The sequence below is a fragment of the Spirosoma arcticum genome, from assembly GCF_054779955.1.
In genome coordinates this window covers 147,726-169,661 of the sequence record NZ_BAAGXG010000007.1, presented here as the reverse complement: position 1 = coordinate 169,661, position 21,936 = coordinate 147,726, and the positions used below count along the sequence as shown (strand labels likewise).

Genomic DNA, 21,936 nt, shown 5'->3' with positions numbered 1-21,936 from the left:
CATTCCCGGCACGCAGGGTCAACCGCACGTGACCATCGCGGGTGGCGGGCATTTCGTGCAGGAGGATAACGGAGACGAGAGGGCGAGACTGGTGATGCGGTTCATTCAGAATAATCCGGTTTCGGTGCGTTCTCCCGTACGACAAGCGTATTGAATGGTCAAGATTTCCCAATTTTGGCAAAATTAGGAAATTCGATGCCTGCACTCTTCATCGACACCGAACGCCTGCGCGACTTCAACAGCGGTTTAGGGCAGGTCTGTTTACACCTTGGTCATGAGCTAATCCGTCAGAAGCCCGACGACTGGACGCTGACGTTTCTGGTACCAAAGGGCCAGACGGATATTTTTGGTAACCAAGTTAATTACGTTGAAGCGTCGTGGTTAAAGAAACTCTGGATACCCGGTGAGTATAACCTGTGGCACTGCCTGCATCAGGATTCAGCGTATTTGCCCCCGGCTGGATGGCCTGGCAAGAACGAAAAACTTATTCTGACAATTCACGATCTGAATTTTCTCGAACGTCCTGACTATTCCGAGGCAAAAAAAAGCCGCAAATTAGCCACCCTGCAACGCAGCGTCGACCGGGCCGATGCCCTGACCGCTATCTCAGCGTATACGGCTTCCGTCGTTCAGCAACACCTTCGTTTGCCCGATACTAAACCAGTACGGGTTATCGCCAACGGCGTGGCCGTCAGCGCACGTGACCTCCGGACCGATGGCCCACGCCCGGCATTTCTGGGTGAGAATGACGGCCCTTATTTTCTGTTCGTCGGCGTCATTCACCCCAAAAAAAACGTGCATACGCTGCTACCCCTGCTCGAAGCCTTCCCCGACTATCGCTTAGTACTGGCCGGGCCGGATGGTCACCCGTACGCGCAACACGTTCGTGAGCAAGCTCAAAGACTCGGCGTGGCCGACCGGCTGCTGATGCCCGGTGCGGTGGATGAATCGACTAAATGGTGGCTTTATGCCCACTGCGAAGCGTTTTTGTTTCCGTCACTGTCCGAGGGCTTCGGCCTGCCCGTGGCCGAAGCTATGACGTTTGGCAAGCCCGTGTTCCTCTCCAACCTGACCAGCCTGCCCGAAGTGGGCGGAAAGGAAGCGTACTATTTTGCCGATTTTGAGCCGGAAAACATGGCTAAGATTCTGCACGATGGGTTGCATGATTTCGGCCAGAATCCATTGCGTCAGGAGCGAATGAAGAAACGAGCGGCTGGCTTTAGCTGGCCCGACGTGGCGGGGGAGTACTGGACGTTGTACCGGGAGTTGGTAGGGACTATCAGCCGCCGTTAGCGAAACGGTATTTGCGCTGTACCTTTGCCCGATCAATGAAGACCTACCTCCGACTACTCAATTTTGCCAGGCCGCTGGGTCGCTTCCTGACGCCGTTTGTGCTGACGTCGCTCATGGCCAGCGTGTTCGGTGTGCTGAATTTTACACTGTTGATTCCCTTACTCAGCATTCTGTTCGACAAGGTTGATTCGGAGCAGATGCGTACGTTGTTGAGCCAGCCCGCCCCGTCGTTGACCACCTCGCCCGCCGATGCGTTCAGCTATTACTTCGCGCAAATATTTCGGGACTACGGAAAAGTGGGGGCGCTTCAGTTCGTGTGTGGGGTTATTGTCGGGTCGGTCTTGTTCAGCAACTTGTTCAAATACTTGTCCATAAGGCAGTTGGAGACGTTTAAGGCCCGGATGGTGGCCCGGCTGCGGGAAGCCGTTTTTGCGCAGACCCTTCGGCTGCACCTCGGCTTTTTCTCGAACGAACGCAAAGGAAACCTGATCTCGCGCACCACATCCGACGTGCAGGAGGTTGAGAATTCGATTGCCAACACGATGTCGGCCGCGTCGAAAGAAGTGTTTTTGCTGATCGGCTATATCATCGCGCTGCTCAGTATTTCGGTTAAACTGACGCTGTTCGCCATCGTGGTTATTCCGCTGTCGGGCGTGTTCATTGCCACGCTCGTTCGGCGCATGAGACGTGACGCCCAGGCCGGGCAACAGCGGCTCAGCAGCCTGGTAAGTTTGCTCGATGAAACGTTTGGTGGAATGCGCGTGGTGAAGGGGTTCGTAGCCGAGGGCTTTATTCTGGACAAGTTCCGCGCCGAAAACGAAGGCTACCGGCAGGCGGTGCGGTCGCTGGCCTATCGGCGCGAACTGGCCTCGCCATTTTCGGAGGTGATGGGCGTGGCCGTCGTGGCGGGCATTCTGCTCTACGGCGGGTCGCTGGTACTCAGCGGTCAGTCGGACCTGACGGCGGCTCAGTTCATTGCGTACATCGCCATTTTTTCGCAGGTAACGCGCCCGGCCAAAGATATTTCCAACGCCTTCAGCGGATCGCAACGGGGCCTGGCGTCGGGCGAACGGGTGCTTGAACTCATCGACACCCAGCCGACTATTCAGGACAAATCCGACGCGGTAACGTTGGCTAATTTTCAGGATCACATCTCGGTACAGAACGTGTCATTTGCCTACACGACTGAAACACCCGTGCTGCGAAACGTTAGTTTTGAGTTGGGAAAGGGGAAAACTATTGCCCTCGTTGGTTCGTCGGGCGGGGGCAAATCGACCATTGCCGACCTGATTCCACGCTTTTATGACCCAACCGCCGGGCAGATTCTAATCGACGGCGTAAACCTGCGTGATTGTACGATGGCATCCCTGCGCGGTCAGATGGGAATTGTAACCCAGGAGAGCATTCTGTTCAACGATACTATTTTCAATAACATCGCCTTTGGTACGCCCGCTACTGAAGCCCAGGTGATGGAGGCCGCCCGGATTGCCAATGCACACGATTTCATTGTGGCCCAATCCAACGGCTACCAGACCATCATCGGCGACCGGGGCGGCAAGCTGTCGGGTGGTCAGCGGCAGCGCATCAGTATCGCCCGTGCTATCCTGAAAAACCCACCCATCCTGATTTTAGACGAAGCTACGTCGGCCCTCGACACCGAATCCGAGAAGCTGGTTCAGGAAGCCCTCACGCGCCTGATGGCCAACCGCACAACGCTCGTGATTGCCCACCGGCTGAGCACCATTCAGCACGCCGACGAAATTCTGGTTGTCAATCAGGGCCGCATCGTTGAGCGCGGCCGACATGATGAACTGCTAACGCTGGACGAGGGCTTCTACCGAAGACTGAGTACCATGCAGGGCGTTTGAAGCAATAATTCACGGGCTACTTTCATCAAAGAAATCGTAAATCCTCTGCTCAGTAAATGACTTTTCAAAAGCTGATCCCTCGCCTACGGTTCAGCAGGTAGCTCGCGAAAAGCACTTCATCAGGCACGTCTGTTTCGGCTCCTCCCGAGTAAATGATACCGCTGTTGGTAGCTGCTCTATCGACAGTATAGTCCAAGTGAGCCGTTTGCTCACAAACCCACCAAACCGGCCGTTTTTTGTGCCCAAAATAAAACGTTTTTATAAACTTTTAGTAGTGCATGATGCCGACCATATACTGAGTCAGCAGTACTCAACTAAATCGTTTTTCTATAGTGAAAAAGTTACCTCAACACCCGATAGTGGGCAACAAGCCGCTATCAGTTCTGCCAATTCTACCGGTCTTTTCCGGTCGGCGGATGTTTATGCGCTACGTGGGCGTAGCGACCGCAACGGGTCTCGTGATGAGCTCCTGCAACGACAAAATCATAGAACCATTAGCTGGACCGGGGGGCGGTTCAACGGCGGGTGCCCGCGAGGGTGACGTTATCGACCTGGGTTCGGGCGACATCGGGGTGCTGAACTATGCCTACGCGCTCGAACAGGCCGAACTGCGCTTCCTGGAACTGGTAACGGATAATTTTTATCCCGGAATATCTGAGAAGGAGCGTCAGACGTTCATCGACTTCCGTAATCAGGAAATCACGCACCGCGAATTCTTTAAGCAGGTGCTGGGCAGCTTCGCCATTCCAACATTAACGCTCGATTATAGCAGCGTCGACTTCAACAACCGGGACAGTGTTTTGCAAACGGCCAAGAGTTTTGCCGATCTGGCAACGGCGGCTTACAATGGAGCGGGTCAACTGCTGACCAACGCCACCAACCTCGGCATTTCGGGGATCATTGTTTCGGTCGAAGCGCGTCACGCGGCCATCGTTCGGGAGCTTATCAGTCCGGGCAGCACCGCCTTTGCCGGAGACGACGTCATCGACCCCAATACGGGACTGGAGCAGGCACTCAAACCAGCCGAAGTATTGCCCAAAGCGAAGCGCTTCATCAAGGAAGACCTCCGGATCGACAACTTGCCACAGCCAACTGTTTAAACGACCTCAACGCAATGAACTTACAAAACATAGTTTCCGAATTAGAGAAGGTCGATGGCGATGTCTACGACCGGTTGAAACACGTATCGCGCCGTCACATGTTCAGCATGATCGGCCGCAAAGCAGCCGCCGTTGCCGCTCCAACCGTGCTGGCGTCGGCGCTGAATAAAGCCTATGGACAGTCGCTCGACCCGGTTGTGGTTGAGGTGCTCAACTTTGCGTTGACGCTGGAATATCTCGAATCCGAGTACTATAACGTAGGCATGGACATACCGGGTCTGCTGACGGGCACGGCCCGCACGGTGTACGGCCAGATACAGAAACACGAAAACTCCCACGTGAAACTGCTGAAGTCGGTGCTGGGTGGTCAGGCGGTTGAGAAGCCCGCCTTCGATTTCACGGCTAAAGGTGCATTTCCCAACCCGTTTGCGAACTACGATGTGTACGTACTCTTATCGCAGGCATTTGAGGATACGGGTGTGCGGGCTTACAAAGGACAAGCTCCCAAGCTCATTAACAACGATCCAATTCTGACGGCGGCATTACAAATTCATTCGGTCGAAGCGCGTCACGCAGCCCGTGTGCGCGAACTGCGTGGTGAAAAGGGGTACATCACCGGTAATACGGGCTTTCCGCCGGGCGTATACGATGGGGATGAATCCACTCGCCACCTCGAAACTTCGTCACTGAGCGGAGGTATTCCTTTTGAGAATGCAACTCAGGCGTGGGACGAACCGCTGTCCAAAGAAGACGTGCTGAAAATTGTTACCCCTTTCCTGGCCTAACGAGGTTCAGTAGTCTAATGTAAATGCCCCGTATTGCTAAAAAGAATTATTTTAGCAATACGGGGCATTCTACACTGAATGCGAGGTTTTACTTAGGCATTGCGCCAAGTCTGGCCCGCTGCGATTGCGCTTTTTCAACTAACTGTTGCGCATAGGTGCGCAATGCCGTGTTTTTGCCGTATTGCAGGTACGTCGTCGCCATGTCGATGGCATCCTGCTGATGGTCGGACAGCAGAGCAACCGCGTTTTTATCCACATCGCTCGTCAGCTTATCACTGGCACCGGTTTGCTGAAGTTTCAGGTTTATAGCTTCAATGTTGCGGCTTTGTTGCTGCGTGAAGGCCTGATTGGGGCGCGACGGTTTGATCTGACGCAGGGTTCCATCCAGCATTGTGATGTCGGCCTGAGTTCCCGCAATGAGCGTTTGGGCCATTTGCTTCATCGACGAATCTTTGCCACTCAGCAGTGCTTGTTTTAAAAAATCCTGTTCGCCCTGCGCATGAATTTTAGCAACGAAGGCATAATCAAAATCGGGGTCACCGGTGGCCTGTAACTTTTTCAGCTTCGTCACCATCTGTTGCAGGGGTTGCAACAGAGCGGTTTTGGCCGGGTCGGGTTGGGCGCTAACTCGGGCTGTACCCTTTGTGGCGGTGCCCGAAACTGGTTTCGCCTGGGCGCAGGCAAACATCGAACCGAAAAGCAGGGTCCCCATCAGAATCAGGGTAGCCTGGCGTACAATCATGGTGTTTTGCGTTTTCATAAACTCGAATGGTTGATTTTGTGCGTAATACACTATTCAGACCGCTAAAAGTAAGAAAGGTTTAGTGATCGGGCGCTGTTTTTGACTGTCTGCCCGGTTAAGTGACCGGTCGCTTTGCTTGTATAACCACCGAATTGATACCTGTGTTGCACGCATCGGTAGTGTGTCGATTACTCATGTAGAAAACGATTTGCTCAACAACTATGAAAAAAATACGTTCACTGATTGCCCTAATTGGCTGGCTGGCTGCGAAGATCACCGCAACTTTCCCGCGCAGAATCTAAACGTTCAACCCCGCATTGCCTATAACCTGCCGGAGCAGTACAATACGCCCGACGGCCTGGCTCTGACCCCGGACAACAACATGCTGCTGTCAGTGCCGAATCCTGGCAATCCGGCGTACCCACCCGTAATTCTCCGGCTGACGGACAAGGGTTACGCCGTGTTTGCCAATCCCGCGCCCAGCCCGGCAACGGGTAAAGCCTCACCGTTTGATCTGGCCTACGGACCGGATGGCAACGTGTATTACGCCGACAACCAGTTTAATAACGATCCCAACTTTAAATCACGGCTTATGCGGATACGCATCGTTAACGGTCAGCCAATGACCATTGAGCCGGTTGTTGAAGGCTTTCGGTTATCGAACGCGGTGGTATGGAGGGAAAATATCGTCTACGTGTCCGACAGTCAGTGGGATTTGCCGGGCGTTCCGAACGGCAGTGCCATTTTCAAATTCACGCTCAACGAGTTGAACGCCGGTGGCCCGATTCAGCTCCAGCTGCTGTCGCTCGACCCGCACATCCTGACCACGTTCACGACGCAGGTTGGACCCGACGGCGATGATTTGGGAGCAGACGGCGTTGACTACGACAGTCAGGGGAATCTATTCACGGGTTTGTTTGGCGATGGGACTATGTATAAGATGATACTGAACCCGAACGGTAGCTTAGCGTCCAAAACGCAGTTCGCCAATGTGCCCAATGTGGACGGCATCATCATAAACCGAAGCACGGACAATATCTACGTGTGCGATGCCAAAACCAACGCCATCCGGGTTGTGTCGCCCACCGGCGATACGCGGGTGGTGTCCCAAAACGGCGGCACCCACGCTCCGACGGGCGCCTGGACCAACCCGCCGAAATTCTGTTGTGCAACAACAAACTGTACATCTCCAACTTCGATGTCCCACAAGCGGGCACCATTAACACAAAGTACGACGCCCCGCACACCATTTCGGTGCTGGAGTGATTGGGGTAGACAATATATTTGCGAGACACGAAACAGGTGCAGCACGAAACGACTGCGCCTGTCTCATTAGCGAGTGATCAACGATTCTGACCAAACCGTTTTAATCGGTCTTCATAAGCGCTCAGGTAGGTCCGCTTTCCTTCATCACTCAAATAGGAACGGTTCAGTAGTGATCTAACTGCATCCTGATGACTTAGTAGATCCATCAAGTATTGCAACTATCCGGCGGTCAATCATACTAATTCGCTGACCAAACAATATGAACTCGTGGTAGGTGCGAAAGGCATTATCGCGAAAGTTCTGCGTTTCTTCATTGCCATCGAACAGCCCGTCTAAAGCCAATTCTGAATCTGTAACGTGTAAGGCTGTGCAAAGCAGGTCGTAGGGGGGAGCCAGTACAAAATCGCCTTGTGGTCCTTCAATCAGCGAAAAGTTTTTAAGGTGTGCATCGCCGTTGGAAAACAGGAAGTTAAACGCTACTAACCGAAAAAACTTTTCGACTTCAATGCGCCAGCTTGGCACATGTTGTTGCATGGCCCGCGCAATGTCCTCATAGTAGCCATCGTACTTGAAATTACGTCCAGCATTCCGTTCCGTCCGACCCAGAATAGAGGCAAAGTCCTCAATAGCCATCTTACTGCCATCCGGTTTGTAGTCGAAGCGCTTAACGATGTAGGCTGGTTGACCATCTGGAAAGAAAATCAGTGCGTTGGCGGGCGTTGGTAAGCCGAAGATTTGCCCGGCGATCTGCATGGTGAGGTGTTCGTTGGCGGGTATGTCGTTCCGATTGGCCAACTCGTAAGGTACAGGTTTGAGAATGTATTGACCGGCGTGGTCCGTCGGGGCAAGTTGACTCTTCTCTAACTGTAATGATGATTTAACCTGTACGCCCGAAATAGAAATTCGCTTTCGATTTTCCTGCAGACTGGTCTGACTCGTTCTGTCTCGTTCAAACGGCAACACATGAGAGACGTTGCGGCCATTAAACAGCTTACGGCGGCACGGTGGGCTGTAGGTTTGGAAGCCCTCAACCATCGTACCCGGACAGGTGGTCAGTTGCAATAGGTCATTCATCGGGTTGAACGGTAACAGGACCAATCGTTTCCGACCGAGCCGTATAACCTAATAAAGTAAAAAAGTCATGCTCATCAATTTGATAGGCCCGGCATTGTAGTCGCCGGTTTTCGCCTTCTGACAGCATATTATAAAAGAAGGGAAAGAAGACCGGTGACTTAAAAGATGATTTAGTTTTGGGAAAGCTGATGGCAATGGGGCGGGTTACCGGATCAAGCCGATACGTTTCATCATAGCGAAATGTGAACCCATCGCTGTCCCGCTCTAACCAGCCCGCTGATTTAGCATTGTAAAAAACGGCCAACCGATTCATCCAATGTGTATGTTAATTGTTAGGCCCAATACGTCTAAAATCTTAGTAACGGTATCCAATCTGGGACTTATCTGACCGCTCTCAACCATTCTGATCGTGCGCAGGCTAACACCTGCCAAAGCGGCTACATCTTCCTGACGAACACGAAGCGATTTACGTCTACTTATTATTATCGAAGCTAATTCCTCACTATTCATACGTGTAAATAGGCAGAGTTATGCCTATTTACACAATAATAGCTGATATAATGTAATATATAACGGCAAAGGGGCAGAATTCTGCCCCTTTGCCGTTTCTGAGAATAACGTTCTCTCGTTTACATCCGCATAATCTCCGCGCCAATGGCATTGAGCCGGGTGTCGATGTGCTGGTAGCCCCGGTCGATCTGCTCAATGTTGTCGATGATGCTTGTGCCCTTTGCCGACATGGCCGCAATCAGCAGCGCCACGCCAGCCCGAATGTCAGGCGACGACATGCGGATGCCTTTTAGGGGTAGTTGCCGGTTGAGGCCCACGACCGTAGCGCGGTGCGGGTCGCAAAGAATAATTTGCGCACCCATGTCGATGAGTTTGTCGACAAAAAACAGGCGGCTCTCGAACATCTTCTGATGAATGAGCAGCGTTCCCTGCGCCTGCACGGCCGTTACGAGCACAATGCTGAGCAAGTCGGGCGTGAAGCCGGGCCACGGGGCGTCGGCAACGGTCATCATACCGCCGTCCAAAAAACTTTCGATCTGGTAGCGTTCCTGCGCCGGAATAAAAATGTCGTCACCCCGAAATTCCATCTGAATGCCGAGCCGCTTGAACTGATCGGGAATGATGCCCAACTCCGGAATCCGGCAGTTTTTTATCGTAATCTCCGACTGTGTCATGGCGGCCATCCCAATAAACGAACCGATCTCGATCATGTCGGGGAGCATAGTATGCTCCGTGCCATGCAGTTCTGACACGCCTTCAATGGTGAGCAGGTTGGAACCGACGCCGGTAATTTTTGCGCCCATGCTGTTGAGCATTTTGCTCAGTTGCTGGAGATACGGTTCGCAGGCGGCATTATAAATCTGGGTGGTGCCCTCGGCCATGACAGCCGCCATCAGAATGTTGGCCGTACCCGTTACCGAGGCTTCATCCAGGAGCATGTACGTGCCCCTCAGATTGCTGGCATCGACCTGGTAGTAACCGCCGTCGTTAGCGTCGTAGTTAAACTGAGCGCCTAACTTCTCGAAACCCAGAAAGTGCGTATCCAACCGTCGACGGCCTATTTTGTCGCCACCGGGCCGGGGGATTCGCCCTTTTTTGAAGCGGGCGAGCATGGGGCCAAGTAGCATGACCGATCCGCGCAGGGCGGCCGCTTTTTGTTTGTAGGTATCCGTTTCGAGGTAATCCAGGTTAACGTCTGATGCCTGAAAACGACAGGATGTTTCGCCCATTCGGGTAACTAACACGCCCAAATCGCCCAGCAGGTCGATGAGTTGATTGACATCGCGGATACCCGGAATATTATGAATCGTGACGGATTCCTTAGTCAGCAGAACGGCGCACAGAATTTGTAGCGCTTCGTTTTTTGCTCCCTGCGGAATGAGTTCTCCCTTGAGGGTACGTCCGCCCGTAATTTGAAAAGATGCCATTGTAAAATGATAAATGATAAATGATAAATGACGAATGCTTTAAATGGAGCATTCATCATTTATCATTTATCATTGTTAATTTATCGTCTTCTGCGGTCGTTGTTGGGTCGGTTCGGTCCTGAACCGCCCGGTCCTGATCCGCCGTCGCGGTCGCCACGGTCCCGGTTGTTAGGGCGTTGTGGTCCTGACCCGCCCGAACCGCCCGTTCCACCGTCGCGGGGCCGGTCGTTGCGCGGGTTTGAGCCACCGGCGTTGTTGCCGAAGTTGCGTGGCCCACTGTTACGTGGTCCGCCATCGCGGTTTTGATTGCCATCCCGGTTGTTGGGACGTCCCTGATTTCGCGACCCCGGTCGGAATGCCGCATCACCGTCGTTACGGCCACCCATGTTGCGCGGCCCGGAGCCGTCGTTGCGGCCCTGCCGCCCGAGTCGGGAGTTGGCATCACCCCCTTCGCGTGGTGTGCGCATACTGGGGTTGGACGATGCGTTGCTAATGCGCTGGGGCTGAATCTGGTCGCCAGTGCGTTCGCGGGGTGTGGCCTCTACAAGGCCTTCTTCCCGGATAAGCTTGATATCGTCGGCAAGTTTGCCGTTCGAGAGTTCAATCAGGCTTTGGTAAATGGTTTCGTCCTCAACAGATTCCTTGTTCCAGGCCTGGTAAAAGGTTCGCATCAGCCGGGTCAGGTAGGAGACAAACGTGCGACGTTCCTCGGGTTCTTCGAGGGCAACGGCTTTGGCAATTAGCAGATCGACGTTGCGGCCAAAGTGCTTAAACTTCAACTGGTGCGTATTATAAGGAACCCGCTGCGGTTTCTTGCCCAGGGATTCTTCCGATGGCGGGGGATAAGGACTCTCGACGTCGAGGGTGAAATTGGACATGATATACAGGTCGTCCCACAGTTTATTGTAGTAGTCCTGACCATCCTTCATGTTGGGGTGAATTTGCCGCATCAGTTCAACCAGAATGTGGGCGTAGCGGGTACGCTTCTCCCGGTCGTCAATGTTGACCATGTTGTCAACCAACTTCTGCATACTACTGCCGTATTCTTTCAAGGGCTGTGCTGGATTCGTGATATACGCAAAAGTACAAACATTCGGTCCAAAATCCGCAAGTTGCCAACCGGGGAACATCCGGCGTCCCGATTTTGTCATTTGGATACCAATCTATTTGTATGCTACCTTTTTTACGCAACTACCGCGCTGAACTCACCGATACGTTCCGGTTAAGTGTCCCCATCATCATTGCTCAATTGGGCGTTGTGCTGATGGGCGTGACCGACAACCTGTTTGTGGGCCGACTGCTGGGGGCCGTACCCCTCGGGGCGGCCGGGTTGGCCAATGGCGTGTCGTTTTTAGTATCGTGCATCGGTGTTGGGGGGCTGTCGGTGGTGGCCGCGCTGGTTTCTAAAGCACACAGCCAAAACGACGCGGCCGAGGTGAACCGGTTGTTTCGGGCGGGCCTGCGGGTGGCCGGGTTGTTCAGCGTTGTGTTCGGAGCCGTGTCGGTGCTGCTGGCTTACAATTTCAACCTTTTTGGGCAGTCGGCTGAAGTGACCCGGCTGGGTGAGGAGTTTATGCTGATCCTGAGCGCGTCGTTAGTACCGCTGCTGCTCTTTGTGGCCGCCCGCCAGCTTGCCGACGGCCTGCGGTTCCCACGCGTGGCGATGGCCATTACGGTGGGTGCGCTGGTTCTGAACGCCCTGTTCAATTACGTGCTCATTACAGGGTTTGGCCCGTTTCCCGAAATGGGACTGATGGGGTCGGCCATGGCTACGCTGCTATCGCGGACATTTATGGCGGTCGGTATGCTGGTGTATATCTACCGGTCAGCCCGGTTCAGGCCGTATCTGCTTCGGGCGTTCCGGGCGCTGCCCACCGCTACTGAGGTTCAGACTATTCTGCGCTTAGGCATACCGGGCGGGCTAACGTTTTTCTTCGAAGTGGCTACCTTCACGCTGGCGGCCGTGGTCACCGGCTGGCTCGGCGACGACCGGCTGGCGGCTCACCAGATTGCCATCAACATGGCGTCGGTAACGTACATGATGGCGACCGGCATCTCGTCGGCAGCGGCTATCCGGGTGGGAGCAGCCGTAGGGCGGGGGAGTGGCGAGGGGGTCTTTCGGGCGGGTGTGGCGGCTTTTGCCTTGTCCATTGGGTTTATGAGCGCGGCCGCGCTGCTGTTTTTTACGGCCAACGACTGGCTCGTTTCGCTCTACATCCGCGACAGCCCCGCTGTGGCCAGCATGGCGGCTACGCTCATGATTATGGGTGGTATCTTCCAGCTTTCCGATGGCATTCAGGTGGTGGCAGTGGGCGCACTGCGGGGGCTCTCGGACGTGAACGCGCCCACACTCATCACCCTGTTTTCGTACTGGGGTGTGGCCCTGCCAATGAGCTACCTGCTGGGGTTCACCTTCGGGATGGACGTCGTGGGCGTCTGGATTGGCCTGCTGGCGGGCCTGACCATTGCCGCCGTGTTGCTGACGATTCGGTTTTTTCGGCGGGTCCGACGCATGGAACCGGCGGATTCAGGGGTACTGGCTTAGCTTCCAGTACGTGTGGACGTACCGCTTAACTGTCTCATGGGTTAGGGTAACGTCCAGCGCATCCCGCAGCATCGTTCGTTCTTGCCGTAACTCCGGGGGGAAATCAGCGTGGGTCGAGTCCATGCGGGCGTAGATGTATTGGCCGAAACCCTGCCGGAACGCGCGTTTCAGGTTGTCGAGACAGAGGGTCGTTTCGTTCCGGCTGCCGTAGTGACAGGCGGCTGCAAAAAACGCCTGCCGAAACGTGGCGTGTTTGATTGAGAAACCATCGTCGGTGTATTTCTCGTAGCCGTTCATTCGGACAAAACGCGCCCAGTCACCAAATAAGAACGATACCAAGCCGTGGTAGTGGTGTTCGATCAGCATCAACTCGCTGAAACTCTCGAAACAGCGGTACACCAGACGTGCCGGGTCTTCTTCGCGGTGGAGAATGAACGCGCTGGCTTCCGGCTCTTCGGCCATGCGGGCCAGTATGCCAAAGTGGTACACGTTGGCGCGGGTCTGACTTGTACCCGGTTTAGGAATCGAGAGGATCAGACTGCTCCAGAATCGCGACTCCCGGAAGGACATCATCAGTCCATTGGCACCGTCGTAACAGATTTCACCGTCAACCGTGAGGTCGCCATCCGTGATGACCACCCGGTCGCCGTTGATCACCAGTGGCATCTGAATAAGCTGGATGGGCTGGTCGGGCAGTGGCACCCGGTTGTCGGGATCACTCCGGCGCGGGTCGGATTCAATTTTCGTTAGGAAAAAGGCGTTGTATGTGCCCGTCAGGTAATCGGGTGTCGGCGTTGTTTTTGGCTTCGGTGCCTCACCGAACAGACTGTCGAGGTGGCTGGTCCAGCTATTGTCGGTGGTTCTGAGCGACCGGTTGGTCAGGAACGCGAATGCGTCGGGATCGGTACCCGCCAAATCGTCAAAATAAGGGCGGGCCGGTGCGCAGAGGTTATCCATCTGAATGGTTTCGGCGTCCTGCCAACCGAGGTACAATCGGCCGGATATGAGCGTTTGTCCCTTGGTCAGACCCGAATAAATACCCGTCAGATTGCGGCTGCCGGGCACTTTCTCCAGCATAAAGTAGAACCGGTAGTACCCTGCGTCGGGGTCGTAGGCAAACTTAACAATCATCGTTTTGTCGCAGTAGTCGACAAAACCGGCTGTTTCCTCATTGCCACCGATCAGCATCACCCGGCCGTTGGCACTGACAACGAGTTGCTTAACGTTGAGTTCCGCATTGTGCCAGGGTTGATACATCTGGTATGTACCGGCGAAATTTTTTAGCTGTATTGCTTCCTGACGATGCGGAATGGCGCGTTCGCTCGCGATGGGCTTGTCTGCTATTTTCAGGCGGGCGTTGGCAATTGAATAAAAAATGGTATTGGGAATATTTTTCAGCACCTTCTCCACACCGCCCGGTGCGGGCGGGCCAACGTAGTCAGACCGACTGAGGTTGGGGTTCGACTCGTTTTGTTTCAGAATTAGTTTGCCACAAACCGGCTCATTGTGTCGGTTCGACGACGCGAATACCCCAGCAATATAATCCCGTTCGTTCGTCTCATCGGGAATGGACAAACTCCAGAAGCTGTGAATGGATGGCAATCCTTTGGCCACGTGCGCATCGGCGAAACTGATGTAGGCGTTTTTTCCGTGCCGCTGCACGTCGCCCGTCAGCAGCGCGTATTCTTTGCCGTTTCTGATGGTCAGGTAATGGTAAATTAAATCGGCTTTCTGCCAGTCGTCGTAGAACCGGAGTTTAGCGATGCCCACATCGTCGCGGGTGGTGCGCCAGTAGAACACATCATACACAACGGAGTCGTCGTGGTCTGGTCCCAGTGGCTTAAAACGCACCGTATCAACCCGAACGTCTTCGCCGGTTTTGCTGCGAATCACCGATCCGAGCTGTTCGGTACGCACGACGGCTCCCTGCTCGCAGGCCAGCCACACTCGGTGTTCGTCGTAAAAAAGCAGCAAATACCGAATGGCGTTCTTCCTGTTGGTCGGGCTGTCGATCTGCTGCTTGTTGTTAGCGTAGAGTCTGTCGATGATAAACTTTTTGTAGGTGCTGGACCCCAGTATTTTGCCTTGCGTTGGGGGGGTGTTCTTATGCTTCGCTTGGATCCACTTATTGAGGTCACTCTGCTTCAGAAATACTGCCTTCCGTACTAAGTGATTGTTTACCTGCTTGACCGCATCCCGCCATTCGGGCTTAGTTAATTGCTGGAGGGACTGCTCATACTCGACTCGACTCAACATGGTTGGGGTGGATTAGAAAATAAATTGACCAGCATTTTGACCAGCTTCCTAGCCGTTGTGGTCTAAAAAAGAAGATTGACCTACTAATTTACCTCAGGAATGTACACCGCCAATCGAAGTATAGTGAATTAGTAGGGAGCGACCTCCATAGTTGCTTTATTAACCGGTAATTCTGCGAGGAAAAATTCTGTTGATCAGTCAGTACACCAACTATTATCTAACCTGAACGAACATGGAAACGAACCCCTTCTACTACCAACGCGTCACTGACCCCGCCGAACTAAAGCCCTTCATCCGGCACTACTTCGCCGAATCGGGTAACCTGCTCACCGAGGAGTTTCTGGCAAAGGCAATCGTCTACCAGTTTTACGAAGGGCCGAAAGCTGTCGCTGGTTTTGTTCTAAATACCGTCGAGATAAATCATTTTCTGCGTACGACCAGCTACCTCGATGGGTGGGTGACCCGGCGGGTAATGTTCTACGAAGACCTGTCGGAGGGGGATATACTGGAAATCTCGGCGAACTACAAGCTCAAAACGCTCGACCTGAGACGCACTATGAGCGTCTACGCAATCATGCTCAACAAAGCCCACGACCATGCGCAGCAGCTCAACAAAACTTACATTCTGGCCGGTAGCGTAGTCAAATCTTTGCAACTGATTCACCAACTCCTCCTGACGCGAACGGTGTATTTTGGCCCAATCAGCGCCGACCGGCAGGCAGCGGTAAAAGGCGAGTTGCCGCTGTTGAAGGTCTACGTCTCTAAGGTCCGGGGATTCCGATTCCGGGCCATGCTGGCCTTGGCGAGCCTGTTCCTGACCAAGGCTACCAAAAAGCGGGCTGCACCTGCGCCGGGAGAGGCAAAACCAGCCGTTGTGGCACAATCACAGCCAGTTACTGAAGACATTGAAGAGCCAGTGGGTGTTCAGTAACCTGATAAACCAACAAACCGGCGAGTCGACGAGCAACATCCCTGCCTGACGGCCCGCCGGTTTGTTTATTTCAGCAAGCCACTCTTTTTAAGGAAAACGGCCACGTCACGGGCGGTTTTGGCCAGGATGTCCTCCCCAAACATCGTTTTGGCCTTGCTTAGAATGGCCTTATTATACGTATTGATGGTGTTGTGCGCTACCCCGGCTAAGCCAGCCAATTGCTTAGCCGACAGGCCCTGATGCTCTTCGGCTATGTAGAGTTTCATGAGCACAATTTCCTTGGGCGCGAACAGATTGGCCTTGGCGGGCATATTGGCAAATGACCGGGCATTGGCATCGTTGAATTCGGTTTCGGTAGTGGGTCCCTGATTGAGGAAGCGCGGGTTCATCGGCTCGTTCTCGTAGGGTTTCATCACCGTGTATTCGACCACGTAGGAGGTCATCTTGCCCGTGTCCGTGTATTGCCACGGCGAGGCCATCCGCTTGGCCAGCATCACCTGGCCGTCGGCGCAGGTCAGCGGAACCTGCGACACGTAGTTGGGCTTCATGAACGACAGCACCGACTGGTGCGAGAGGGCGAACGCCTGTTTGCCCACCAGCGTGATGAGCTGGAGCATCCCGTGCGACGGGAAAATCGACAGATACTGGCGGAACGTGAACTGTGCAGAGTTGTAGCCAATCTCTTCTAAACCAGCCGCTTCCGTAATCTTCAGATTCACAAAGTCAACGATCATAAAAAACTGTTCGGCCCGCAGGCCCTGCTGCATCGTGCGCAGTTCCCGCTGCTGCACCGATTCGGGCACCACAAACATCAGAGACTCTGGTTTGGGGAAAAGCTCATGGACAAATGTTTTCAACTGCTGTAGTTCGTAGTCGACGGGAGAGAGTAAAGTTTTAGCGGACATTGTGCAGAAGTAAGGGATGTGGATAGCATTTGGAATCACCGTAAACATACTATGAATGAACCGTATGCAAAAAAAAATTGGCAACTTTTATCCCTACCCTAAGTATAATTTTTGAGGATAAATACGGACAAATTGCTGCCGTTTTCGCATTCATTATCATATCTGTCCACAAGTAGTATGAAGATAATCGTTTACCTCTCCTTAATGGCACTTTTAGGGTTGCCAACCGGGTACGCACTGGCCCAGAAAACCCCGCAGGTAACCCTTGAACAGATCGCCGAGAAATGCAAAGGCTTAGCCCGCGACAAGCGCGTGGTGGTGAAGGTGGCCCGCTTCAGCGTTTCTACTAAATCAGCGCAGGCCCACGCTACCTTCGGCGACGAACTGGCAACGATGCTGACCTCCGCCATTCAGCAAACGAATTGTTTTCGGGTCATGGAAATGACGCGGAATGTGGGCGACGCTACCAGCGAAATGGCATTGGCGCAGGACGGATTCACGGATGGGTCCGGCCCGTCGGCGGGCAAGATGGTTGGCGCTCAACTCGTGGTGACGGGTGAGGTAACTGACTTCTCCGAAGGTAATAAGTCGACGCAGGTGGGTGGGTTAAACTTCGGCGGCAACACGGCCACGCTTGGCTTCACGCTCAAACTCCTCAACCCGCAAACGGGCGAACTGCTTTTCAGCCGCGACATCAACATGAAAGGCAACACGTCGGGCTTCCGGGGCATGAGCTTAGGGGGAGCCAACGGACTGAAAATTGGGGGTTCCACCGAAAACCGGGCCGTTCAGGATGCCGTCCAGAAGGCCATCATCCGGTCGGTTGAAGTGATGGCTGATGCCAAAGATCAGATCGAAATGCCGGAACCGATGAAGCCCCGCGAAATCAAACGCTACACCGCGCAGAATTGCCAGATGCTGCGCAGTGGGTCGCCCAAGGTAATGATTCTGATTACGGAAGCGACCACGACCGGCACCTCGCGCTCTAGCGACGACACCGACCTGGCCCGTAAGGAACGGGAAATGGAACTGCGCGAACGCGAAAATACCATGTTGATCGGCCGCGAAATTGTAAAAGGCATCTTTGCAAAGCGGGACAAGCAGGTTCTCAAAACCGAAGAGCCCACCAGCCGACAGACCAGCGCATCGGCCGTGTATAAGCCCGTTGTCATTGAGCAGTCGGCTACGGAAACCGAACTCACCCGCCGGTTTGTGGAGGCTGGTTTCCGGGTGATCGACCCTAAATCGTTCGCCAAAATGCGCCGGAGCGTCGATTCAACGGGCGACCTGTCGCAGATGGCGGCCGTGGGCCTGAAAATGGGGGCCAACATCATCATCACGGGGCAAACCATTTCGGAGCGGACCAACACGCAGGGCGGCATGGTGTCGTGCCGGGCGCGGCTCGAAACGCGGGTCGTGGCCACCGAAGACGGCACCATTCTGGCATCCAATGCGCTGTCGGGTGGCGGCATCGACGTGTCCGAAGCAGTGGCTAACAAGCAGGCCATTCAAAACGCGTCGGAGAACATGACCCAGTACCTGCTCGACCGGCTCTGCGCCATGAACGTGCAGTTTGCCAGCGTGGCCAACAGTGCCGTTGCGGCCCGTCCGGCGGCCCGCGTGACCACATCGACTACCTCGTCGGTGCCAGCCGCCAACACGACTGACATTACCGTTGCGAACGCCAGTTTTGCCAAGCTCAAAGCCTTAGCCGACGTGTTGGCCAAAAATCCGAAAGTGAGGGGTGTGCAGAAATCTCTGAAAGGCACCGACGGTACACTGCACATTGAGCACCTCGGCACGACCGATGACCTGCTCGAATTTCTCGGTAAAAACCCGGCTGCCAAGTTCGACGTGACGGGCATGGAAGACGGGAAAGTGAGTTTGACGATGAATTAAAACCAATTGCAGTACGGCTCTCCGTTTCCATCCACCCCACATTTTAAGTGTACGTGTTTGTGTGTTTAGGTGTACAGGCTTAAACACGTACACATATAGTACGCATACACACACGTACTGAATAGAATCAAACCCTGCTTAGTGTCGTGTAATCTAAGTCTTTTATTCCGGTGTTTACCCCCCGCCGACGTTTCGGCGGGGGGTGGAATACATGCTCAAGCGAGTTACCTGCGATTCCCTTCAATCATCAACTTATTGGTACGATGCGAAACCGTTTACTCTGTTGGTTCTGGCTGGTTAGCGCAGTAGCCGCATCGGCTCAGGATGTGGCTATGAAAGAAGCCGTCAGGAAGGTATCAGGACTGCTTTCGACCGTTAAAACCGCTAAGTCGCAATTTTCCCAGCGTACAGAAACGGATAAAGAATCGATCTATCGCCTGACATTCGGCGTGTTGGAAACCGATAGTAAAGGCAAAATCAACGATGAACTATACTACCTCAATTTAGCGGATCTCGATCCGGCTTCGATCGCTTATAAAGTAGATCGTGATGTGGTTGTGGTTAATGCGGACGTTCGGCAAAAACGAAAGTTTATCCGCTACAGTACGGGTGGCGTCGTTAAAAATTTTACGGAACGCCTAAAGCTATACGCCGAAAGTGCGGATGCCGCCCGGACGCTGGTTGATGCGCTCCGGAGTGCGGCAATCTTAGCCGACAAAAATTACCAGGCCGGTCGGCTTCCCGACACGTATGAAGGCCTTACGCTTTGGCTTAAATCAAACGTTGGCCCGGCAACGGTTGGCACCGATCGGTATGAGCAGGAACTGAGCTTCGACACTCGTAATCCCCTACAGGTTACGTTTCGCCAGAGCCGAACCGACGCCAAAGGCAGCTCCAAACAGGCCGACGTGTTTGTGGTTAACGCCGGTGATCTGAGCGTGGGCGACCTAAAAATTGATGTTCGGAGTAACCAGCTCGAACTGACCATCGTCACCAAAAACCGGCAGAAGTTCATCCGCTACACCAAAGCTGGCCGGACCGACGGTAACGTTAGCTCATTTGAGCTGGTCAGCGCCGATGTCGACCGGATTCGGGACACCGAAGCCGCCTGGCGTAAGCTCATTCCACTGGCCGAGAAGAAACTCGTAGCCGAGCGACCGGCTCTGACTACCGTTGCCGAAGCCCGCAAGTACATCAGCACCGCCGTTGGCCCCGTTCGCGACGGCGATCAGACCATTGAACAAGCCATCCGGCCCGACTGCCTGTGTACACTCAGCCGCAAAGAGTCGGGGGCACGATCGGCAACGGAGGAGTTATATACGGTTGAACTGGCTGACCTCACCGACAAAGACCTGAAGTTTGACGTTAACAAGGCGTTGTACGTCCTCGATCTTCCCGTTCAGAATAAGCAGCGCTACGTCAGCTACCACAAGAACGGAGTTCGGCAAAACTACACCTCGGAGGTTCGGCTACTTGGTGCCGATCTTGACGGTACGCGCTACTTACCGGCTGCGTTCAGTAAACTGATTCAGTCCTGCATGCAGTCCCGCCAAAACGCGCCCGCTGCGAGTGGACTGACCGGGCTGACCGCCAGAATCCCCTCCCTTCGCAATGAAGACGAAGAACTCAAACAAACGCTGGTCGCTACCGGACCGGGCACTTGTCAATTACGCTTCACGACCACGCAGACCGGCAAAAAAACGGTCGAAACCAGCTATGATCTGAAGCTGAAAGACCTGAATGCTGACTTGACCGACTTTGTCGTAAGTGGCAAAAACGTATTCGTTAACCTGTTTACGAACGGCAAAGAGAAAATTATCAACACCCAGCAGGACGGGCGTCCGGCCAACTACGTCAATACCGTGCGGTTCCAGATCGACGATGTTGGCAAAGCCCGCGCTGTAGCCGATGTTGCCCGGCAACTGATCCGGGCCTGTTCAACCAACTAAATTCACTTCTTACCTCTTTTGATTATGCGCCTACATGTACTGCTGTTATTGATAGTTGGCCTGTGCCATGCGGTGACTGGCCAGGACAAGATACTGACGAAGGACGACGTCAGCATTTCGTGCCGTATCATCACGGCAACCAGCCAACAGATTCACTACGTCAATACCTTCAACAGCCAGCGCGATTCAATTCCCACCGAGAAAGTTGGGGAACTGCGCTATGCCGATTCTACCCAGCTCATTGTACCGGCCCTGAAGCGGAATCAGGTAATGAGCGTTTTGCCGGACGAACTCACGAAAGCGATTCGGGAAAACGACTATGGCACGGTACTTCATGCGAAGGCCACCCGCCTTGATTTTGCGTTTATGCCGGGTCTGGTGGCGCTCACAACGGACGGACGCCGGCAAGCATTGGCGCTGGCTGCGCTGCTGAAGACAAAACCCACATTTCACACGACGCTGACGGTTCATACCGACACCCTCGGCAAAGCAGCCGCGAACAAAACCCTGTCCGACCGGCGGGCCGTTGCCCTGCGTAGTTTGCTGATTGCCAACGGCGTCAAAGGCTCCCACCTTACCGTTATCGGTATGGGTGAATCGACCCCTATTTCGGTCCGCCAGGTACTGAACCGCCGGGTCGACGTGCAGGTAACGGCCATTGATGAAATTTCGGTGCTCTACGCCGAACCCTACGTGCCGCCCCGTCAACCGGAAAAGGTCGTGCCCAGAGCTGCCGAACCAATGTCTACGCCCGTAGCGACACAGTATATAGCCCCAAAAAAGAGTAAGATAGGCTTCGTCGTGTATGGCGAAGCGCTGTATGCCCTCGAACCATTGGCCAAAACATGGGTAAATCCTGATAATGGTATCGGTATCCAGCAAGGTTTTGGTGGTGGGGTACTGCTGAATTATTACCTGACCCCGCGTTTTGGATTGACGCTACAGGGCGGCTACGGACAGTGGCAGGTGCAACGCCGGTACATGACCGAAGAAGGAGAGGTGATCTTCACGAACGACCGCAATCTCAGGCGAATACTGGGGCAGGTTGGGTTTCGGTTCTACGCACTCCGTTCGGTGTACCTACAGCCGATGGGGGGTGGTCAACTGCTGACGCTGGCGAGCGAGAACTCGGATACGCATCCTGATGGGGTGGCTAAAGCCGAAACCAAAAAGTTCATGCCGACGTTTGGCGGGGCGCTTGGGTTTGAAGTGGGCAAAGGCAGCTTCATTGTCGACGTAGCGGCTCAGTACCAGATGACGCCCAACAGCAGCGATTTTGCCGGGGCAACCGGGCCGCTCCATTACGTTGGCCTGCGGGCAGGCATTGGTTTTCGTCCCCGTGCCCGCTAAAAATTTGGCTTCTTACTTCTTACCGTCTATTCGCAC

General features: G+C 54.1%; 18 protein-coding genes. 10 read left to right on the top strand and 8 right to left on the bottom strand.

Annotated features, from left to right (window positions below; translation table 11 throughout):
- The first annotated feature begins 195 nt into the window (after window positions 1-195).
- The 4 genes from ACYVHB_RS17455 (at window position 196) to ACYVHB_RS17440 (ending at window position 5,046) form a co-directional block, all read left to right on the top strand.
- Window positions 196-1,293: a glycosyltransferase family 4 protein gene (locus tag ACYVHB_RS17455; RefSeq protein WP_461053053.1), complete on the top strand. Its 1,098-nt coding sequence runs from the start codon at window positions 196-198 to the stop codon at window positions 1,291-1,293.
- A gap of 35 nt (window positions 1,294-1,328) precedes the next feature.
- Window positions 1,329-3,161 (top strand): ABC transporter ATP-binding protein, encoded by a 1,833-nt coding sequence (locus ACYVHB_RS17450; RefSeq protein WP_461053052.1) that lies wholly within the window; start codon window positions 1,329-1,331, stop codon window positions 3,159-3,161.
- Between the two features lie 332 nt (window positions 3,162-3,493).
- Entirely contained in the window at window positions 3,494-4,261 is a 768-nt protein-coding gene (locus ACYVHB_RS17445; protein WP_461053051.1) for a ferritin-like domain-containing protein, read from the top strand.
- A 14-nt stretch (window positions 4,262-4,275) separates the two neighbouring features.
- The gene (locus tag ACYVHB_RS17440) at window positions 4,276-5,046 is read left to right on the top strand and encodes a ferritin-like domain-containing protein (RefSeq protein ID WP_461053050.1); all 771 of its coding nucleotides are present in this window, start codon (window positions 4,276-4,278) and stop codon (window positions 5,044-5,046) included.
- Between the two features lie 88 nt (window positions 5,047-5,134).
- Here the strand turns inward: ACYVHB_RS17440 and ACYVHB_RS17435 are convergent, their stop codons facing one another.
- The gene (locus ACYVHB_RS17435; protein ID WP_461053049.1) at window positions 5,135-5,806 is read right to left on the bottom strand and encodes a DUF305 domain-containing protein; all 672 of its coding nucleotides are present in this window, start codon (window positions 5,804-5,806) and stop codon (window positions 5,135-5,137) included.
- Between the two features lie 190 nt (window positions 5,807-5,996).
- Between ACYVHB_RS17435 and ACYVHB_RS17430 the strand changes: the two genes are divergently transcribed.
- Entirely contained in the window at window positions 5,997-7,124 is a 1,128-nt protein-coding gene (locus ACYVHB_RS17430; RefSeq protein ID WP_461053048.1) for an NHL repeat-containing protein, read from the top strand.
- Window positions 7,125-7,228: 104 nt separating this feature from the next.
- Here the strand turns inward: ACYVHB_RS17430 and ACYVHB_RS17425 are convergent, their stop codons facing one another.
- The 5 genes from ACYVHB_RS17425 to ACYVHB_RS17405 form a co-directional block, all read right to left on the bottom strand.
- The gene (locus ACYVHB_RS17425) at window positions 7,229-8,128 is read right to left on the bottom strand and encodes a HipA domain-containing protein (protein ID WP_461053047.1); all 900 of its coding nucleotides are present in this window, start codon (window positions 8,126-8,128) and stop codon (window positions 7,229-7,231) included.
- A complete protein-coding gene (locus ACYVHB_RS17420; RefSeq protein ID WP_461053046.1) occupies window positions 8,121-8,441 on the bottom strand; it encodes a HipA N-terminal domain-containing protein in 321 nt (106 codons plus the stop codon). The genes ACYVHB_RS17425 and ACYVHB_RS17420 overlap by 8 nt, the downstream gene beginning before the upstream one ends.
- On the bottom strand, window positions 8,438-8,638 hold the full coding sequence (locus ACYVHB_RS17415) for a helix-turn-helix domain-containing protein (RefSeq protein ID WP_461053045.1): 201 nt from the start codon (window positions 8,636-8,638) through the stop codon (window positions 8,438-8,440). The genes ACYVHB_RS17420 and ACYVHB_RS17415 overlap by 4 nt, the downstream gene beginning before the upstream one ends.
- Before the next feature lie 119 nt (window positions 8,639-8,757).
- Window positions 8,758-10,065 carry a UDP-N-acetylglucosamine 1-carboxyvinyltransferase gene (murA, locus tag ACYVHB_RS17410; protein WP_461053044.1) on the bottom strand — a complete coding sequence of 436 codons (1,308 nt, stop codon included), beginning with the start codon at window positions 10,063-10,065 and terminating at the stop codon, window positions 8,758-8,760.
- 80 nt (window positions 10,066-10,145) lie between these two features.
- Window positions 10,146-11,195 (bottom strand): DUF4290 domain-containing protein, encoded by a 1,050-nt coding sequence (locus ACYVHB_RS17405; RefSeq protein ID WP_461053249.1) that lies wholly within the window; start codon window positions 11,193-11,195, stop codon window positions 10,146-10,148.
- A gap of 41 nt (window positions 11,196-11,236) precedes the next feature.
- Between ACYVHB_RS17405 and ACYVHB_RS17400 the strand changes: the two genes are divergently transcribed.
- Window positions 11,237-12,610, top strand: coding sequence for an MATE family efflux transporter (locus ACYVHB_RS17400; RefSeq protein WP_461053043.1), 1,374 nt, complete (start codon window positions 11,237-11,239; stop codon window positions 12,608-12,610).
- Here ACYVHB_RS17400 and ACYVHB_RS17395 read toward each other — a convergent pair.
- Window positions 12,593-14,866 (bottom strand): hypothetical protein, encoded by a 2,274-nt coding sequence (locus tag ACYVHB_RS17395; RefSeq protein WP_461053042.1) that lies wholly within the window; start codon window positions 14,864-14,866, stop codon window positions 12,593-12,595. The two genes, ACYVHB_RS17400 and ACYVHB_RS17395, sit on opposite strands and share 18 nt — an antisense overlap.
- A 232-nt stretch (window positions 14,867-15,098) precedes the next feature.
- Between ACYVHB_RS17395 and ACYVHB_RS17390 the strand changes: the two genes are divergently transcribed.
- A complete protein-coding gene (locus tag ACYVHB_RS17390) occupies window positions 15,099-15,797 on the top strand; it encodes a hypothetical protein (RefSeq protein WP_461053041.1) in 699 nt (232 codons plus the stop codon).
- Between the two features lie 65 nt (window positions 15,798-15,862).
- On the opposite strand, the gene ACYVHB_RS17385 is transcribed toward ACYVHB_RS17390, so the two are convergent.
- The gene (locus tag ACYVHB_RS17385; RefSeq protein WP_461053040.1) at window positions 15,863-16,702 is read right to left on the bottom strand and encodes a hypothetical protein; all 840 of its coding nucleotides are present in this window, start codon (window positions 16,700-16,702) and stop codon (window positions 15,863-15,865) included.
- Window positions 16,703-16,879: 177 nt separating this feature from the next.
- Between ACYVHB_RS17385 and ACYVHB_RS17380 the strand changes: the two genes are divergently transcribed.
- The 3 genes from ACYVHB_RS17380 to ACYVHB_RS17370 all read left to right on the top strand — a co-directional run bounded on the left by ACYVHB_RS17380 (window position 16,880) and on the right by ACYVHB_RS17370 (window position 21,900).
- On the top strand, window positions 16,880-18,601 hold the full coding sequence (locus ACYVHB_RS17380; RefSeq protein WP_461053039.1) for a CsgG/HfaB family protein: 1,722 nt from the start codon (window positions 16,880-16,882) through the stop codon (window positions 18,599-18,601).
- A 263-nt stretch (window positions 18,602-18,864) separates the two neighbouring features.
- On the top strand, window positions 18,865-20,550 hold the full coding sequence (locus ACYVHB_RS17375; RefSeq protein WP_461053038.1) for a hypothetical protein: 1,686 nt from the start codon (window positions 18,865-18,867) through the stop codon (window positions 20,548-20,550).
- A gap of 24 nt (window positions 20,551-20,574) precedes the next feature.
- The gene (locus ACYVHB_RS17370; RefSeq protein WP_461053037.1) at window positions 20,575-21,900 is read left to right on the top strand and encodes an OmpA family protein; all 1,326 of its coding nucleotides are present in this window, start codon (window positions 20,575-20,577) and stop codon (window positions 21,898-21,900) included.
- The last annotated feature ends 36 nt before the right edge of the window (window positions 21,901-21,936 follow it).

Coding starts and splice junctions, on each gene's coding strand:
- ACYVHB_RS17455 (WP_461053053.1), top strand. CDS start 196: ATGCCTGCACTCTTCATCGACACCGAACGCCTGCGCGACTTCAACAGC.
- ACYVHB_RS17450 (WP_461053052.1), top strand. CDS start 1,329: ATGAAGACCTACCTCCGACTACTCAATTTTGCCAGGCCGCTGGGTCGC.
- ACYVHB_RS17440 (WP_461053050.1), top strand. CDS start 4,276: ATGAACTTACAAAACATAGTTTCCGAATTAGAGAAGGTCGATGGCGAT.
- ACYVHB_RS17435 (WP_461053049.1), bottom strand. CDS start 5,806: ATGAAAACGCAAAACACCATGATTGTACGCCAGGCTACCCTGATTCTG.
- ACYVHB_RS17425 (WP_461053047.1), bottom strand. CDS start 8,128: ATGAATGACCTATTGCAACTGACCACCTGTCCGGGTACGATGGTTGAG.
- ACYVHB_RS17420 (WP_461053046.1), bottom strand. CDS start 8,441: ATGAATCGGTTGGCCGTTTTTTACAATGCTAAATCAGCGGGCTGGTTA.
- ACYVHB_RS17415 (WP_461053045.1), bottom strand. CDS start 8,638: ATGAATAGTGAGGAATTAGCTTCGATAATAATAAGTAGACGTAAATCG.
- murA (WP_461053044.1), bottom strand. CDS start 10,065: ATGGCATCTTTTCAAATTACGGGCGGACGTACCCTCAAGGGAGAACTC.
- ACYVHB_RS17405 (WP_461053249.1), bottom strand. CDS start 11,195: ATGTTCCCCGGTTGGCAACTTGCGGATTTTGGACCGAATGTTTGTACT.
- ACYVHB_RS17400 (WP_461053043.1), top strand. CDS start 11,237: ATGCTACCTTTTTTACGCAACTACCGCGCTGAACTCACCGATACGTTC.
- ACYVHB_RS17395 (WP_461053042.1), bottom strand. CDS start 14,866: ATGTTGAGTCGAGTCGAGTATGAGCAGTCCCTCCAGCAATTAACTAAG.
- ACYVHB_RS17390 (WP_461053041.1), top strand. CDS start 15,099: ATGGAAACGAACCCCTTCTACTACCAACGCGTCACTGACCCCGCCGAA.
- ACYVHB_RS17385 (WP_461053040.1), bottom strand. CDS start 16,702: ATGTCCGCTAAAACTTTACTCTCTCCCGTCGACTACGAACTACAGCAG.
- ACYVHB_RS17380 (WP_461053039.1), top strand. CDS start 16,880: ATGAAGATAATCGTTTACCTCTCCTTAATGGCACTTTTAGGGTTGCCA.
- ACYVHB_RS17375 (WP_461053038.1), top strand. CDS start 18,865: ATGCGAAACCGTTTACTCTGTTGGTTCTGGCTGGTTAGCGCAGTAGCC.
- ACYVHB_RS17370 (WP_461053037.1), top strand. CDS start 20,575: ATGCGCCTACATGTACTGCTGTTATTGATAGTTGGCCTGTGCCATGCG.